Source organism: Bartonella ancashensis, from assembly GCF_001281405.1.
Lineage (GTDB): Bacteria > Pseudomonadota > Alphaproteobacteria > Rhizobiales > Rhizobiaceae > Bartonella > Bartonella ancashensis.
This window is the reverse complement of the sequence record NZ_CP010401.1, coordinates 658,557-673,236: the sequence shown is the minus strand read 5'-3', so window position 1 is coordinate 673,236 and position 14,680 is coordinate 658,557. Positions and strand designations below refer to the sequence as shown.

The 14,680-nt window shown below is 37.7% G+C and carries 16 protein-coding genes, 1 other RNA gene and 1 pseudogene; 10 read left to right on the top strand and 8 right to left on the bottom strand.

Annotation, left to right across the window (positions count from 1 at the left end; genetic code table 11):
* Window positions 1-72: 72 nt before the first annotated feature.
* From PU02_RS02890 to PU02_RS06530, 3 genes are all read right to left on the bottom strand, one after another.
* Window positions 73-408: a hypothetical protein gene (locus PU02_RS02890; protein WP_236824028.1), complete on the bottom strand. Its 336-nt coding sequence runs from the start codon at window positions 406-408 to the stop codon at window positions 73-75.
* On the bottom strand, window positions 398-1,636 hold the full coding sequence (locus PU02_RS06920; RefSeq protein ID WP_236824027.1) for a DUF1376 domain-containing protein: 1,239 nt from the start codon (window positions 1,634-1,636) through the stop codon (window positions 398-400). Before PU02_RS06920 ends, PU02_RS02890 begins: the two co-directional genes overlap by 11 nt.
* 168 nt (window positions 1,637-1,804) lie before the next feature.
* Window positions 1,805-1,993, bottom strand: a complete 189-nt coding sequence (locus PU02_RS06530; protein ID WP_082311401.1) for a helix-turn-helix domain-containing protein — start codon at window positions 1,991-1,993, stop codon at window positions 1,805-1,807.
* Between the two features lie 183 nt (window positions 1,994-2,176).
* On the opposite strand from PU02_RS06530, the gene PU02_RS02880 reads away from it, so the two are divergent.
* From PU02_RS02880 to PU02_RS02845, 7 genes and pseudogenes are all read left to right on the top strand, one after another.
* Window positions 2,177-2,644: a helix-turn-helix domain-containing protein gene (locus tag PU02_RS02880; RefSeq protein WP_236824025.1), complete on the top strand. Its 468-nt coding sequence runs from the start codon at window positions 2,177-2,179 to the stop codon at window positions 2,642-2,644.
* A 204-nt stretch (window positions 2,645-2,848) separates the two neighbouring features.
* Entirely contained in the window at window positions 2,849-3,223 is a 375-nt protein-coding gene (locus PU02_RS02870) for a hypothetical protein (RefSeq protein ID WP_053943608.1), read from the top strand.
* Window positions 3,224-3,289: 66 nt separating this feature from the next.
* Window positions 3,290-4,033, top strand: coding sequence for an antA/AntB antirepressor family protein (locus PU02_RS02865; RefSeq protein WP_053943999.1), 744 nt, complete (start codon window positions 3,290-3,292; stop codon window positions 4,031-4,033).
* Window positions 4,034-4,151: 118 nt separating this feature from the next.
* Window positions 4,152-4,892: an ERF family protein gene (locus PU02_RS02860; protein ID WP_053943998.1), complete on the top strand. Its 741-nt coding sequence runs from the start codon at window positions 4,152-4,154 to the stop codon at window positions 4,890-4,892.
* Between the two features lies 1 nt (window position 4,893).
* Window positions 4,894-5,226, top strand: coding sequence for a PDDEXK family nuclease (locus PU02_RS02855; RefSeq protein WP_053943997.1), 333 nt, complete (start codon window positions 4,894-4,896; stop codon window positions 5,224-5,226).
* A 119-nt stretch (window positions 5,227-5,345) separates the two neighbouring features.
* On the top strand, window positions 5,346-5,558 hold the full coding sequence (locus PU02_RS02850; RefSeq protein WP_053943996.1) for a hypothetical protein: 213 nt from the start codon (window positions 5,346-5,348) through the stop codon (window positions 5,556-5,558).
* Between the two features lie 12 nt (window positions 5,559-5,570).
* Window positions 5,571-6,599: pseudogene (locus PU02_RS02845) on the top strand (tyrosine-type recombinase/integrase).
* Between the two features lie 92 nt (window positions 6,600-6,691).
* Here the strand turns inward: PU02_RS02845 and gshB are convergent.
* The gene (gene gshB / locus PU02_RS02840; protein WP_053943995.1) at window positions 6,692-7,630 is read right to left on the bottom strand and encodes a glutathione synthase; all 939 of its coding nucleotides are present in this window, start codon (window positions 7,628-7,630) and stop codon (window positions 6,692-6,694) included.
* An 87-nt stretch (window positions 7,631-7,717) separates the two neighbouring features.
* On the opposite strand from gshB, the gene PU02_RS02835 reads away from it, so the two are divergent.
* Window positions 7,718-8,506, top strand: a complete 789-nt coding sequence (locus PU02_RS02835; RefSeq protein WP_053943994.1) for a molybdopterin-synthase adenylyltransferase MoeB — start codon at window positions 7,718-7,720, stop codon at window positions 8,504-8,506.
* Here PU02_RS02835 and PU02_RS02830 read toward each other — a convergent pair.
* From PU02_RS02830 to PU02_RS02815, 4 genes are all read right to left on the bottom strand, one after another.
* Window positions 8,452-10,062, bottom strand: coding sequence for an ABC transporter ATP-binding protein (locus PU02_RS02830; RefSeq protein ID WP_053943993.1), 1,611 nt, complete (start codon window positions 10,060-10,062; stop codon window positions 8,452-8,454). The genes PU02_RS02835 and PU02_RS02830 overlap by 55 nt on opposite strands.
* Window positions 10,062-11,198 (bottom strand): ABC transporter permease, encoded by a 1,137-nt coding sequence (locus PU02_RS02825; RefSeq protein ID WP_200903956.1) that lies wholly within the window; start codon window positions 11,196-11,198, stop codon window positions 10,062-10,064. Before PU02_RS02825 ends, PU02_RS02830 begins: the two co-directional genes overlap by 1 nt.
* Window positions 11,195-12,316: a microcin C ABC transporter permease YejB gene (locus PU02_RS02820; protein WP_053943992.1), complete on the bottom strand. Its 1,122-nt coding sequence runs from the start codon at window positions 12,314-12,316 to the stop codon at window positions 11,195-11,197. Before PU02_RS02820 ends, PU02_RS02825 begins: the two co-directional genes overlap by 4 nt.
* A gap of 168 nt (window positions 12,317-12,484) precedes the next feature.
* Window positions 12,485-13,015 carry a c-type cytochrome gene (locus tag PU02_RS02815; RefSeq protein WP_053943991.1) on the bottom strand — a complete coding sequence of 177 codons (531 nt, stop codon included), beginning with the start codon at window positions 13,013-13,015 and terminating at the stop codon, window positions 12,485-12,487.
* Between the two features lie 100 nt (window positions 13,016-13,115).
* Here PU02_RS02815 and PU02_RS02810 point away from each other — a divergent pair, with 100 nt between their 5' ends.
* The gene (locus PU02_RS02810; protein ID WP_053943990.1) at window positions 13,116-13,847 is read left to right on the top strand and encodes a 3-deoxy-manno-octulosonate cytidylyltransferase; all 732 of its coding nucleotides are present in this window, start codon (window positions 13,116-13,118) and stop codon (window positions 13,845-13,847) included.
* A 553-nt stretch (window positions 13,848-14,400) separates the two neighbouring features.
* Window positions 14,401-14,498, top strand: an RNA gene (ffs, locus tag PU02_RS06525) — signal recognition particle sRNA small type.
* Window positions 14,499-14,680: the final 182 nt, after the last annotated feature.

The following is a 14,680-nucleotide window of genomic DNA, read 5'->3' as shown; positions in this document are numbered from 1 at the left end:
ATCGATTTAAAACATCATCCAATCCAAAACCTATTAGCATTTCCCAATATTTTGCTAAATTGCAAAATTATCTCAAGAAACCGCTTCAGGTTTTTCCAGTGCTTTGAAAACATATTCAACACACCCTCGAATATCTCTCTCAAGTTTGTCACAATAGGCGTAAAGCTCTGGAGCAGAAGGCATGAACGTTCTTGATAAACCCTCTGCCTTCCCTCTCATGATGTCCCTAGTTGCAGTCTTGAGCGCCCAATGACTTATACCATCAAGGGAAAGAAGATAAGCCGCTGCTGTTGCTTTCGCGTCTGCAGTAGATTGATGTTTCAAAGCACCAGAAAGCAGCTGAAACATCGTACTCAATTCTTCTTTCGTAGCCTTTTCATCAAGGATTTTCAAAACCTTATGTCCCAAAGAGATAATTGCCTTCGCTTCTGAAAGGGAGGGCTTCTTGCCTCGAGCCCAAAGAAACGGCGGTTTTATCATCCTCATCGCGTAAAATGCTGTAGAGATCTGACGAATTCTTGATAGTGGACATGTATCGTGCAACGCTATGACCCCAGCCACGCTGTCCTCCGCTTTGAGAGTTATTTGAGTTTCCATAGCTTCTCTTCCTTTCCAATTGCTCTATTGCAGTTCTCACCCAATTGCACCATGTCCGATGCCAATCCACTTTCGTAGCATTTGCTCCGGCTTTCGAAAGCCAATAATCTTTGAATTTTGCGATTTCTAACGTAACGCATTCTGGCGGTAAGCCAAGCGTAACAGCAGCTTCTCGATCAGGCTCATAGTCTTCTGGCAAGCGACATCCTCGTTTGCTTTTTGCTAGTTTTGATTGATTACTTGCTGATGAAGGTTCTAGCTCCTGAATCTGATTTTCTAAAAAATTCAGAAACGTCCAATTTAGCATCCGTTTCCTGATCTTTTTTTGATAACTCGATAGAGTTATTTTTTTATTATATGTTATGTTATGTATTGTTATGTTATTAGCATCGCAAGCATCATGTTTAGCATTTTTAGCATTATTTTTACTAACATTTCCTGTTAATAAATTTATACAACTATCTGATTTTTCGTGATTTTTCCATCTTTCCTTAGCTGCTCTAGATGCTCGCTCTGAATGCTTGTTAGCATCATCATTCGAATGTTTTTTAGCATCATTCTGCTTGTCATCACAAGCATCACTTTGAGCGTTTTTAGTATGCATAACATGCTTAGCATTTTTAGCATGCTTAGCATTTTTATGCTTCGCATCATGTGCATTATTTTTATTATCACTTTCTGTTTTTTTATGATTTTGCCATCTTGCATTGGCTGCCTTGGAAGCTCTCTCCGAAAACTTATTTAAGTTCTCATCGGAGTTTTTGAGTTCTTCTTCAACTTCTAGACTCCATAAACGACCATCTTCTAAACGTATGATTTTCTCATCACTTAGTAAAAAATCTAATGCCTCATTAAAAGTCTTTACCGAACAACCAGAAATGCGTGCTAATATACAAGCATTATCAAAAATTGGCTGCCTCTTTTTATACATGAGCAACATCAACATCATGTAAGTTGATATTTGATACGATTTCATTCCGGTAGTCTCAGAAATCCAATCAGATGGGAAAAATCGATACCAAAACGACTTAGTTAACATGACTGCCCCCCCTTTCTTTATTAAATTTAATATCCTCCTCGCTCTGAAAAGCGAGGCTTTACAGCGCTCTCAGCAACTCAATTAATTTGCTGTATTTTGAAACATTATTTACGTTAAGAGACATTTCGTATAACTCTTATGAGCACATTACATCATAGTTAGGAGATTTTATTGATACCAATCGTTAGGACTTATGTGATTATCCGTAACCTTTGCTATCTTTTTTACTATTTTAGGATGAGGAAATCTTTTTCTATTTATGTATCGTGCTATTGATGCTTGCGAGACCCCTATAGACATCGCAAACTCCGCGTAAGTAATATTATTTTCTGTTAAATATGATTTTAGCTTAAACATGCACTAAATTTACCATATTGGAAATTAAAATGCAAGCTAATTTTTACCAAATCAGCATAAAATGCGAGATTTTTACCCAGAATTCTGCAAAGCCTTGCCTTTCATTGCAAGGAGAATGTTAATAGACTCGTTTTTTCATACAATATGTCAAATATTATGATATTTGACAGCAATTGATAACGAATGAAAAAGCAACATAAATCAAGCATCCAATATAGTACTTATATTATAACACTGATTTATAACATTCAACTTATATCAAAATTTGGAGATGAAAATAATGTTACCCGAAGCACCGTAAAGCCTATCCCTGCAAAACAAAGAGATACCAATAGGATAAAAATTATGAGTAATTTAAAATTTTTCAGAAAAAAAATAGGTTTAAGCACTAAAAAATTAGCTGAGCTAGCAGAAACTAGCCAAGCACAAATTTCTCGTCTGGAAAGCGGACATAGAAAATTAACAAAAGAATGGGCAATACGCCTAGCACCTCACTTAGCTATAACTCCTAAGCAATTAATGTTTGCAGAACAAACAGCCAATAGCTTAGATGAACAAATACAAAACATGTTAGAACATCTAAGCCATGACAAAAAAGTCAAACTTCTTGATTTTCTTTCCTCATTTTATCAAGAAACAGAAGATTGTTAATACCCTCCTTTCTTGAAGGGCACTATTTTACAGCGCTAAGGATAATTTTATTCCTCAAAATTCTACATCTTCCTACCCCTGAAAAACAAGATTTTACAGTGCACAAAATAAAAAACCGTTTTGGTATTGACATTCATTTTCCATTACGGTATATTTTGACAATTAATGCACAAACAATCACCAGTAGGGTGCGAGGGGGTAAAGATGAAAAAACCAATTTTTGTAAATTCTAATGAAATCTTATTAGTTACGTACAGCGATGGAGAGCACATTGCTCGTTCAGGACATTTCTATGATGAATTTGAAATCTTGGAAGTACTAAACGGTACAGAAGGTGCTGAACAAGTCTTTCGTTTAGACCTTGAAACCAAGCACTATGAAGACTTTTCTGAAGAAATTGCAGAAACCTATATTCGTGATAACAGCATTTGTCTTGATGGAGCTGTTGAGCATCCATTTATTGAAAATAGCAATGCATATGCTGAACTTTTAAAAGAGCAAAAAGCACAAAAGTCTAATGATATCATCTACGGCAGATATGAGCAGCAACACCGCTTGCGTGCTTATGATTTAGTGTGACGACTTCTAAAGCGCTCTAAAATCAATCACTCTTGACTAACTAATCCTATCTCTATGAGGTTCGCAATGGAAGAGCTTATCACTATTCATCACAATACAATTAAACAAGACACAATCCAAACTGTTAATGCGCGTGAGCTGCATGCCTTTTTAGAAGTGGGCCGTGATTTTACCAATTGGATTAAAAATCGCATTAAAAAATACAGTTTTATAGAAAATCGAGACTATATAGTTTTCGCCAATTTTGGCGAAAACCTCCAAGGCGGCCGTCCTTCTAAGGATTATGCTCTCACCTTAGACATGGCAAAAGAACTTTCCATGGTTGAACGCAACGAGAAAGGCAGACAGGCTCGACACTATTTCATCGAGTGCGAAAAGCTTGCAAAACAGATAGCTGCACCTCGTATCGATTACTCCAATCCTGAGGTGATGCTTGGCTTTGTAACATATTTAAAAAGCGAAAATGAACGCAAAGACAGTATCATTGCCAAATTAGAACCAAAAGCACAAGCCCTTGAGCAATTATCTCGCTCAGATAGCTTGTTGTGTATTACAAATGCAGCAAAAATTCTTGAAATGCGTCCGAAGGATTTGTTCAATCGATTGCAAGAAAAGAAATGGATCTACAAAAGAACTGCTAAAAGTTCTTTCATTCCTCATCAAGACAAAATGAATATCGGAGTGATAGATTATCCCATGACAATAATAACTAAGCCAGATGGTTCTGAGTTGACTGTAGCTCAAGCAAAAATCACATCTAAAGGTTTAAGCGTTCTTTCACAAGAATTACGCAAAAACAGCATGCATTAATTGACATCATCATCGCTCTAAAGAGCAAGGTTTTACAGCAATCTTTGATAACTATTTAACACATACGTTCTGCAAGCCACAGAGGAAGTGCGCTCCAAATTAAGGATGTGAGACATGAATGAACAAAGCTCAACAATCAGAAAACCTAGAAATCAAAACCACAGCTTTAGATAAAATTCTCGATAAAGCCTTAGAGAACGATGTGGATATGAACCGTCTAGAACATCTCATTGCTTTGAGAGAAAAAGAGATCGATCGACAATACTATGAAAAATTCGTGTCTGATCTTTCAGCGATGCAATCGGAATGCAAAGAAATCATCAAAAACGCTACAAATAACTTTACCAATAGTAAATATGCCACTCTTGATTATTATATCGACGGGGTTAAAGAGGCTCTGGCAAAACACCGCTTTTCTCTCTTTTCTAAAATTAAAAGCCAAACCACAACAAATATTGTGATAGAAATGACACTGGCACATCCCTCTGGTCACAAAGTTTCAACAGATGGAGAATTTCCTATTAATGGAGCCGGTTCCAAAACAAACATCCAGTCTATTGGTTCAACCATTACCTATGCTCGCCGCTACCTGTTAGGAATGTTACTCAATGTCGCCAGCAAAGATGATGATTTAGATGGGAACAGCTTAGAAAATGTCATGCCTGCATCTCCTCAACAAATCACTGAAATCAAACAGTTAATCAAAACAACCAATGCAAATGAAACAAGAATGTTGGCTTTCGTGAAAGCAAATAGCATTTCAGAAATGTCTGATCATCAAGCACAAATCGCTTTGAATAGTTTGAAGGACAGACAACGCATTCAAATTTCTCAAACATCACAACCAACGGTGACGTGACATGAAACAAAGAACAGCAGAATGGTTTCAAGCACGGTTAGGAAAAGTGACAGCTTCAAACATTGACTATGTCGTCAACAGAACAGTGAAAGGTTTACCAACCAGCAAATATGAAGATTATAAAATCAAACTCATCACAGAACGCTTAACAGGTCAAATCAACCCATCTTATGAAACACAAGCGATGCAATGGGCGTTGAGCATGAAGATACGGATGAAAGTTCAACGCATTAACCGCGATGATGAGCAGATTGAACACATTAATAAAGCTGTCGAGCATTTCTTGACAGAAATCGAACAAGACATAGAGCAGATCTGCATCAAAGCTGCTTAAGAAATAGGGAGCACTTTTCTTCCCCCCTCAAGTGTTCCCACCCTTCTCACAACTGTTTCTAACTATGCGCCTTTCACGCCACAAGTAAATTGCGCCAAAAAATTAAAAGGATACTCAACATGGCTCATAGACTACCGACCATAACACAGCCTGCTATTGCTCGTGCCTTACGAGAAGCTAAAAAACAAGGCTGTGAACTGATGGAAATTAAGCCAACTGGCGAATTATTAATCTATTTAAAACCTGGGATCGGAGTATCCAATACAGCTATGCATCCTGATAATTTCTGGGATCTCTCAAATGACGATTATGATCCTGAAATCATCTTATAAATCGGTTGTATAATGTCTAAACAACGACCACCTCATCTTGTGAAACAAATCACACAATATGGTAAAACTGTATGGTATGTCCGTATTGGCCATGGCCCAAGACGGAGGGTACGTGGAGCCTATGGAACGCAAGAATTTATCAACAACTATAAAACTGCGCTCTCTGAACTAGAAGGACGTACACTCCCTTTATCGAAACCAGGTGCTCCTGTTGAAGGCTCTTTTGCGTGGCTACTGACACAGTATTTTAACAGTGTCAATTGGTATAGCCTTGCCAAATCAACCAAGAGACAAAAAGAACTCATTTTGATGAAAGTTTTAGACTCTATAGGTCATCTCTCCTATAAAGTGATACAGAAAAAACATATCATAGCAGGTGTTGAACGACGAAAAGAAACACCCGCTACTGCCCAAAATTTCCTAAAAGCTTTGAATAGCCTTTTCAAATGGGCAATGGAACAAGGCCTGTTAGAAAAAAATCCCACTCTTGGTGTCAAAGCTCCACCGTTAAAAAATAAAGATGGATTTGTCGTTTGGTCTGAAGCAGACATAGACAAATATTATTATCATTGGCCATTGGGAACTCATGAACGTGTTTGGATTGATGTTCTTCTATACACAGGATTACGGCGTGGTGATGCAATACGAATTGGCTGGAAGGATGTAACAGATAATATCATTCATTTAAAAACGGAAAAAAGTAAATTTCAAATGGATGTCTTTCTTCCCATTTTACCTGAATTAGCTGAAACACTTGAAATTGGCCCGATTGGTGATGAAACATTTATCTGTGGCAAAAGCGGTAAAAAACTAACCAAAGAAGTTTTTGGTAACGTAGCAAACGTTAAAAAATCAGCTCATGGATTAAGAAAATTAGCAGCAACAAGAGCAGCCAATGCAGGAGCTACAGCTTCACAAATGAAAGAAATTTTTGAATAGATTGAAGACAAAATGGCGTCTCTTTACACCAAGAGCGCAAATCACAAAAGACTGGCTCCAGAAGCCATAAAAAACTACAAAAAGGTGCGGAATAAGCTCTAAAAAAGTCAATAAAATAAATAGCCGTATAATCCCTCATTTTGATATAACCATTTTATTTTATTATATAATACGCACACCTCTATCAAATAAATTTAACGCAAATATTTGCCTTCAACAGTATCCCAAAAAAGAGAGGCAATATCTGCACCTCCAAAATTCTTTATTTCACGAACACCTGTAGGAGATGTAACATTAATCTCTGTTATATGTTCTCCAATCACATCAATTCCAACAAGGAGAAAACCCCGTTCACGTAGAACTGGACCAATCCGAGAGCAAATCTCATAATCGCGTTCGGTCAAGTAACTCTTCTCTGCTCGCCCTCCCACATGCAAGTTAGAACGAACATCCATTTCTGCTAAAACCCTATTAATTGCTCCAACAGGTTCACCATCAAGCAAAATGATCCGCTTATCCCCATCCTTAACCGCATCTAAATAACGCTGAACAATGAACGGTTCACGATAATTTTGTGTAAACATTTCTATGAGAGACATCAAATTGCGATCATCCTTTTTTAAATGAAATACACCTGTACCGCCATTACCATATAGTGGTTTAACAATGATATCGCCAACAGAAGCTTTAAATGCCTTTATCTCTTCAACATCTTTTGTAATTAGTGTTTCCGGCATTAAATCTGAAAACTCAGTGACAAAAATTTTTTCCGGACTATTACGTACCCACATTGGATCGTTAATAACCAAGGTCCTAGGATGAATGCGTTCTAAGAGATGTGTCGTAGTAATATAATGCATATCAAACGGTGGATCTTGGCGTAAAAGAATCACATCCATTTCTGTCAATTCTGTGCGAATAGGCGTCCCCAGTTGATAATGACTTCCTTCTTCATCACGTATACTCAATTTCTCCAATGGAGCAACAATACAACCATTGCACATAGATAGGTGTTCCGGCGTATAATGAAAAAGGCTATGTCCACGTTCTTGAGCCGCTAAAGCAAGTGCAAAAGTAGTATCTCCTCGAATCTGCAGCGTTGAAATATGATCCATTTGAATAGCAATTTTCATAAATAAAACCTTTCATCGCTAAAAGTCAGCTAGCAAAAAACTTATAAACTTATTAGATAATAAAATAATGATGGCAAGAGAGAACTTATGAAACAAAAAATTAACAAAGAATTAGACGACACAGAAGTAGAGCGCTACGCACGCCATATCATTCTACCTGAAATTGGGGGCATAGGACAACAAAAACTTAAAACCGCGCGTGTTCTTGTTATTGGAGCAGGTGGTCTTGGGTCTTCCATTTTAATTTACCTCGCAGCAGCAGGTGTCGGAACAGTTGGAATTGTTGATGATGACATCGTTTCACTTTCTAATTTACAACGCCAAATTATTCACCGCACTGACACACTCAACCAATACAAAACTACCAGTGCTGAAGCCACTATAAAAGCAATAAACCCTCATGTTATAGTTGAAAAACATTGTTTGCGCTTAGACAAAAATAATATAGATAAATTGCTTAACGCTTATGATGTTATCCTTGATGGTAGCGATAATTTTGCAACGCACTATCTACTTGCCGATCACGCCGCTATATGTAAAAAACCCTTAATAAACGGCACAGTAAGCCGCTTTGATGGCTCATTAACTGTACTTATGCCATATAAAGACAATAATCCTCATTATCGTGATTTGTTCCCTAACCCACCAGCTGCTGATATAATACCAACATGTGCCGAAACTGGAATCATTGGTGCGTTACCCGGTGTTATTGGCACATTACAAGCCATTGAAGCTATTAAATTAATCACAAATATTGGCGAACCTTTAATAGGAAAAATGCTTCTCTATCGCGGATTATCAGCACAATTTGATATTATTTCCTACAAGCGATCTAACTCTGAAGAAAATACGGAAGACATCAGGCATTGTGTATAAGCATGTTGAGGATGAGAAAAAATCTGATCAGCAAAACCATGCTCTACTATCGTTCCATTAAACATCACAACAACTTCATGAGCAAGCGCCTTAACAACCCTTAAATCATGACTAATCAACAAATAACTTAGCTTATATTTCAATTGCAAATAACGCAAAAGATCAACAATCTTCGCTTGCGAACTCATATCTAAAGATGACGTCGGTTCATCAAATATCACAAGGCGTGGTTTGAGAGCAATTGCACGCGCAAGAGCAATTCGTTGCCTCTGTCCACCGGAAAATTCGTGGGGGTAACGATCTCGCATAGCAGGATCAAGATCAACTTCCTGTAAAGCGTTTATAACACGATCATTTCGCTCAAAATAAGAAAGATGTGGTTCATGAACCCACGACCCTTCAGCAATAATATCACCAATAGACATGCGTGGTGATAATGAGCCAAATGGATCTTGGAAAACAATCTGGATATGACGACGCAAGGGACGCATCTGTTTAAATGTAAAATTGCTAATATTCGTACCATTAAAGTGGATCTGACCTTTAGAAGGGAGCATTCGTGCTAATGCCATTCCTAATGTTGTTTTCCCTGAACCGGACTCACCCACAATACCCAAAGTTTGGCCCATACGAATAGTAACATCAACGTCGTGAACAGCCTTCACATGATCAATCGTCCGACGTAACAAACCTTTTTTAATTGGAAACCAAACACGTATCTTTTTGCCTTGTATTAAAATAGGTGACTTTTTATCAGCTGAAAGAGGGGGGCCCTTAAACTCTGTCGCCAATAATTTTTTTGTATAAAAATGCTGAGGATTCCCAAAAACTTCATTTATTGAGCCCCCTTCAACAATCTTACCATCTTTCATAACATAGATGCGATCTGCAATACGACGCACAATAGCCAGATCATGAGTAATAAAAAAGCATTGACATATCGTATTTTTTTTACTCTGTATTAATAATTCAAGGATCTGCGCTTGAATTGTGACATCAAGTGCCGTCGTTGGCTCATCAGCAATTAATAATTGCGGACTATTTGCAAGTGCCATTGCAATCATCACACGTTGTCGCTGCCCACCTGACAATTGATGAGGAAACCAACTTAACCGTTTTTGCGGTTCCTGAATGCCAACCTGGGTCAGCAAATCAATGACACGCATACGCAGTGAATCACCAGAAATATTTGAATGCACCTTCAAAACTTCACCTATTTGGCGTCCTACATTATGCAGAGGATTGAGGGAAATCATTGGTTCTTGAAAAATCATAGCAATCTCTTTGCCACGAATTTTGCGCCAATCCTCATCTTTTTGCTTCATCAAATCTTTATCATGGAAAAGAATCTGACCTGACTGATCAAGATTTTTTAAAAAAGGCAATAACTGCAAAATGGACAGAGCTGTTATTGATTTTCCTGACCCGGATTCCCCTACTAATGCAACAATTTCACCCTTCTTAACATCAAAAGAAATCTTATCAAGGATGTTTCTTTTTCCTTCTTCTTGATAAAATGCAACCGAAAAATTGCGGACTGAAAGCAATTCTGTCATTATAGTATCTTTCGTGGATCAAAAGCATCTCGCACAGCTTCACCGATAAATGCCAACAGTGATAACATAGTAGCAATAACAACAAAGCCTGTAATACCAATCCAAGGGGCATTTAAGTTAGTAGTCGCCTGCCGCATCAATTCACCCAAAGAAGGATAGCCAGGCGGAAGGCCAAATCCCAAATAATCAAGTGATGTCAACAATGAAATGCCCGATGTCAACAAAAATGGCATATAGGTTAAAATAGCGGTCATAGCATTTGGTAATAAGTGACGCACTACAATAATATGATTAGGAACACCTAAAGCACGTGCAGCAATAACATAAGTAAAATTGCGTGCACGTAAAAATTCAACGCGAACAACACCAACTAATGCTACCCACTGAAAAAGAAGCATAACACCTAGCAGTATCCAAAATCCCTGAGTGAAAACAGAAGCCATAATGATCACTAAATAAAGAGATGGAACAGATGCCCATATTTCAATTAAACGTTGAAACACTAAATCCACCCACCCTCCAAAATATCCCTGAACGGCCCCTGCTGCTACACCTATAAAGATGGAAACAGCTGTCAAAAAAACGCTAAAAATTATTGACAAACGGAAACCATATAAAACTCGAGCTAAAATATCGCGTGTTAAATCATCCGTTCCAAGCCAATTCCACTGACTCATCGTGCAATTTGAATCAAAACTTCCCTGAGGATAATTAGCACAACGTTCTTCCTTACTTTGAAGCCAAAAAGGAGGTGCTAAAGCTACAGCCTTATTTCCAATTAATGTGCTATGTGAATAACGAACTGGAGGCCAAACAGCCCAACCATTTTGAGCGATTTCACTTTGAACAAAAGGATCTCGAAAATCTGCTACTGCCAAGTTCCCACCAAATTTTTCATCGGGATAGTCAAAGAAGATAGGGAAAAGTAACTCTCCCTTGTAAGAAGCAATAATCGGGCGATCATTAGCAATAAATTCTGCTGAAAAAGAAAAAAAACACAAAAATAAAAACAACCACAATGACCACCAACCACGACGATTCTTTTTAAAATTATGCCAGCGACGCATGTTCAGCGGAGATAAAAAAGATTGCTTTTGCAATTTATAATCGTACACTTTCCCCATCTTGTCCATCATAACTCCTTCTTATCAAAGTCAATGCGTGGATCAACAACCATGTAGACAACATCAGAGATAAGACTAACAATGAGGCCTATTAGAGAAAAAATATAGAGGGTAGCAAAAACAACAGAATAATCACGATTAACAATAGACGTATAACTCAAAAGCCCTATACCATTCAACGAATAAAGCATTTCAATCAATAAAGAACCACTGAAAAATGATCCCATAAAAGCTGCAGGAAAACCCGCTATTACGACAAGTATTGCATTGCGAAAAACATGACCGTAAAGAACTGAACGCTCACTCAATCCTTTGGCTCGAGCTGTAATGACATATTGCTGACGGATTTCTTCTAAAAAACAATTTTTTGTCAATAAAGTTATTGTCGCAAAAGAAGAAATGATCATCGCAGTCAATGGTAAAACTAAGTGGTAAAGATAGTCCACTATCTTTCCCCCTAAGGATAATTGATCAAAGTTATCGGAAGTTAAATGACCTAGCGGAAACCAATCAAAAAAAAGATCCTCCAGAAAAAAAACTAATAAAAAAATACCGAAAAGGAAATTAGGAATCGCGTAACCAACGATAATAGCAGCGCTTGTCCAAACATCAAAAACAGATCCCTCTTTGAGAGCTTTACGAATTCCCAATGGGATGGAAATAGCATAAGAGATCAGTAAATGCCAAAAACCTAAAGAGAGAGAAACAGGTAAAGCATCCTTAATGAGTTCAATAACCGAACGTCCCTGTATATAAGATTCTCCAAAATCAAACCGCAGATAACGACTAAGCATCATGAAATAACGTTCCAAAGGCGGTTTATCAAAGCCGAACTGCCGTTCAAGTTCAGCGATAAATTCTGGATCTAACCCTTGTGCACCACGATATTTAAGAGATCCTTGAGAAGATGATTCAATATGGGCACCATCCAATACAACATCAGAAGAAAAACCAAGATCACCACCCCCCGATATTCGTCTTATAGAATCGCCACCCATTCCCTGTAATTGGGCAATAATATTTTCAATAGGCCCTCCAGGCGTAAATTGAACAATAAGAAACGTTACCGTCAAAATACCAATAAGCGTCGGTAGAACTAATAAAAGACGCCTTAGGATGTAGGTTCCCATTTTTCGTTTTATCCTTTTCTAAACCGCACCATACCAACAATGCAAACGCATTGATAATAAATCTTCTTTAAAAAACTATAAACCCCTTGAATAAGCAAAACTTACTACACACCTTTAGAATAAGGATATTCCTGATGCAAATTTACCTTCTCCTTTGCATCAATTATCTTACGGCAAAGGAACAGGATGATCTGATAGATTCCGTAAATAAAGCAACAGATCCGCACGATCTTGATCATTTTCAATGCCACGAAAGGACATCGTTGTTCCTGGTATTGCTCGTCTGGGTGATTTAAGATAACGATCTAAGAGAGAAAAATCCCAGTTCTTATCAAAATTTTTACGCAATGCCTGTGAATAAGGAAAAGTTTTTCTAGCTGCAAGAGGACGACCCACTACCTCCCAAAGCGCAGGACCAACACGATCTCCTCCACTTTTCTCCGAAGTATGGCATATAGCACATCGACGAAAAAGCTTGCGCCCATTTTCAGGATCACCCTGCCGTAAACGATCTGCCAATAATAAAGGAGACTGCGACACTTCCTGCGTCTCCTGAAATGCATCACCATATTTTGTGATTTGAACCTTTTGTTGCCCAAGATTATCATCCATTGTACCACTAACGATTAATCCCCCTATCCCTATTACTAACAAAACTAGGCAAACACAAACACAATAAATAAATGTTGATCGCTTCATCTAAATTTAAACATCCATAGCCTAACTACTGTTTTTTTAGTATAGGATTTCTTTGTTTTTTACAATATTTTAGAAAAATGACGGTGTTTGAAACTTTGCAATGACTCTTAAACCTCTCATTCTCATCCCTGCTCGTATAGGTTCAACTCGTTTACCTAGAAAAGCTCTTGCAGAAATTGCTGGAAAACCAATGATTATCCATGTTGCTGAGCGTGCAAAAGAAGCTGAATTAGGACCAGTTATCATTGCCACAGACCATGATAGTATCGCACAAACTGTTACAGCTCATGGTTACCAATGCATCATGACACGCACCGATCATGAATCTGGATCTGATCGCATCTATGAAGCACTAACCCATATCGACCCTGAACGCCATTATAACACCATTATAAATCTGCAAGGTGACTTACCGACCATAACACCTAATGAGATTGCCTGCACTTTGTACCCTTTAGAAAATAACCTAACCGATATTGCAACCTTAGGAACACAAATTATCGAAGAAAACGAAAAAACAAATCCTAATATTGTGAAAATTGTTGGTACACCTCTTACGACAAATCGCCTACGAGCCTTATATTTCACTCGTGCCATGGCTCCTTATGGATATGGCCCTTTTTACCACCATATAGGGTTATATGCTTATCGACGTGAAACGCTTGAACGGTTCGTAGCACTCAAACCATCTACACTCGAACAACGTGAAAAACTTGAACAGCTTCGTGCGTTAGAAAACCATATGCGCATTGATGTCGAACTGATTGATACATGCCCCTTAAGCATCGATACACCGCATGACCTTGACACTATTCGGAAAATCTTAGCATAAGAAGAATATGGTCATTTTAAATTGTAAAATAAAATTTTAGGACTCTATCAAACTTGGCTTCCTAAAATAATCTCCGAAAAAACATCAAAAATTGCTTCTCCACACACAATAATTTAAATGCAATGTGTAAATTCTTTGTAATGGCTTATTTTAAAGCGAGATCATCTTAAAAAGTTTATGCAAACAAAATCTAATAGCTATAAATTGCACTGGTGCTCCCATTATCGGAACAATCCTTACAAAATAAAAATGATGCCCAAGTAGCGTATTTTGATATCGAACAAATTACTTAGAGTTTGCACGTACTAGTCTTTGACAAAATTTTTCTTAATAAGAAAAATTGAAATATGGACTATCATATTCAATTCCTACCAATATGTTCGCAATATCCTATAAAAACAGAGCTTATAAGCTTGACTGTAGAGCACAATTATATTTCTAAACGAAATCGATGACTCCTCTCATTGCATCATGTTTAAAAGTTTTTAGATGATTTTTTATATTTTTCGTTTCTTATCTTGATTTTTCACTGTAAATCGACAATATGGTTCCGGGAGGTTGGAAGTGGACGAACCACTCGCCAACCGGGTCAGATCTGGAAAGAAGCAGCCCCAACGAGTTTTGGTGCGGGTCATTGTGCCAGCCTTCCACCTCTGTTGTATAAATTGTATATCTGGCTATGATAATAGCTTGGCGTGATGTTGCGGTTCTCTGTGATGCTTCTCTGCTGGTGCAATGAACTTAAGGTCTTTGATATTTTTAGGTACGTCGCTGCTTTTTTCTAAAAAAACTTGGTTTTTAATCGAGGAAAAATTCTTTTTATTAAATGCACT

Excerpts from the sequence above, each read along its gene's own strand:
- PU02_RS02810 (WP_053943990.1), top strand. The coding sequence starts at position 13,116 with ATGACTCTTAAACCTCTCATTCTCATCCCTGCTCGTATAGGTTCAACT.
- PU02_RS02860 (WP_053943998.1), top strand. The coding sequence starts at position 4,152 with ATGAACAAAGCTCAACAATCAGAAAACCTAGAAATCAAAACCACAGCT.
- PU02_RS02830 (WP_053943993.1), bottom strand. The coding sequence starts at position 10,062 with ATGACAGAATTGCTTTCAGTCCGCAATTTTTCGGTTGCATTTTATCAA.
- PU02_RS02880 (WP_236824025.1), top strand. The coding sequence starts at position 2,177 with ATGAAAAAGCAACATAAATCAAGCATCCAATATAGTACTTATATTATA.
- gshB (WP_053943995.1), bottom strand. The coding sequence starts at position 7,630 with ATGAAAATTGCTATTCAAATGGATCATATTTCAACGCTGCAGATTCGA.
- PU02_RS02835 (WP_053943994.1), top strand. The coding sequence starts at position 7,718 with ATGAAACAAAAAATTAACAAAGAATTAGACGACACAGAAGTAGAGCGC.
- PU02_RS02870 (WP_053943608.1), top strand. The coding sequence starts at position 2,849 with ATGAAAAAACCAATTTTTGTAAATTCTAATGAAATCTTATTAGTTACG.
- PU02_RS02865 (WP_053943999.1), top strand. The coding sequence starts at position 3,290 with ATGGAAGAGCTTATCACTATTCATCACAATACAATTAAACAAGACACA.
- PU02_RS06530 (WP_082311401.1), bottom strand. The coding sequence starts at position 1,993 with ATGTTTAAGCTAAAATCATATTTAACAGAAAATAATATTACTTACGCG.
- PU02_RS02850 (WP_053943996.1), top strand. The coding sequence starts at position 5,346 with ATGGCTCATAGACTACCGACCATAACACAGCCTGCTATTGCTCGTGCC.
- PU02_RS06920 (WP_236824027.1), bottom strand. The coding sequence starts at position 1,636 with ATGTTAACTAAGTCGTTTTGGTATCGATTTTTCCCATCTGATTGGATT.
- PU02_RS02825 (WP_200903956.1), bottom strand. The coding sequence starts at position 11,198 with ATGATGGACAAGATGGGGAAAGTGTACGATTATAAATTGCAAAAGCAA.
- PU02_RS02815 (WP_053943991.1), bottom strand. The coding sequence starts at position 13,015 with ATGAAGCGATCAACATTTATTTATTGTGTTTGTGTTTGCCTAGTTTTG.
- PU02_RS02820 (WP_053943992.1), bottom strand. The coding sequence starts at position 12,316 with ATGGGAACCTACATCCTAAGGCGTCTTTTATTAGTTCTACCGACGCTT.
- PU02_RS02855 (WP_053943997.1), top strand. The coding sequence starts at position 4,894 with ATGAAACAAAGAACAGCAGAATGGTTTCAAGCACGGTTAGGAAAAGTG.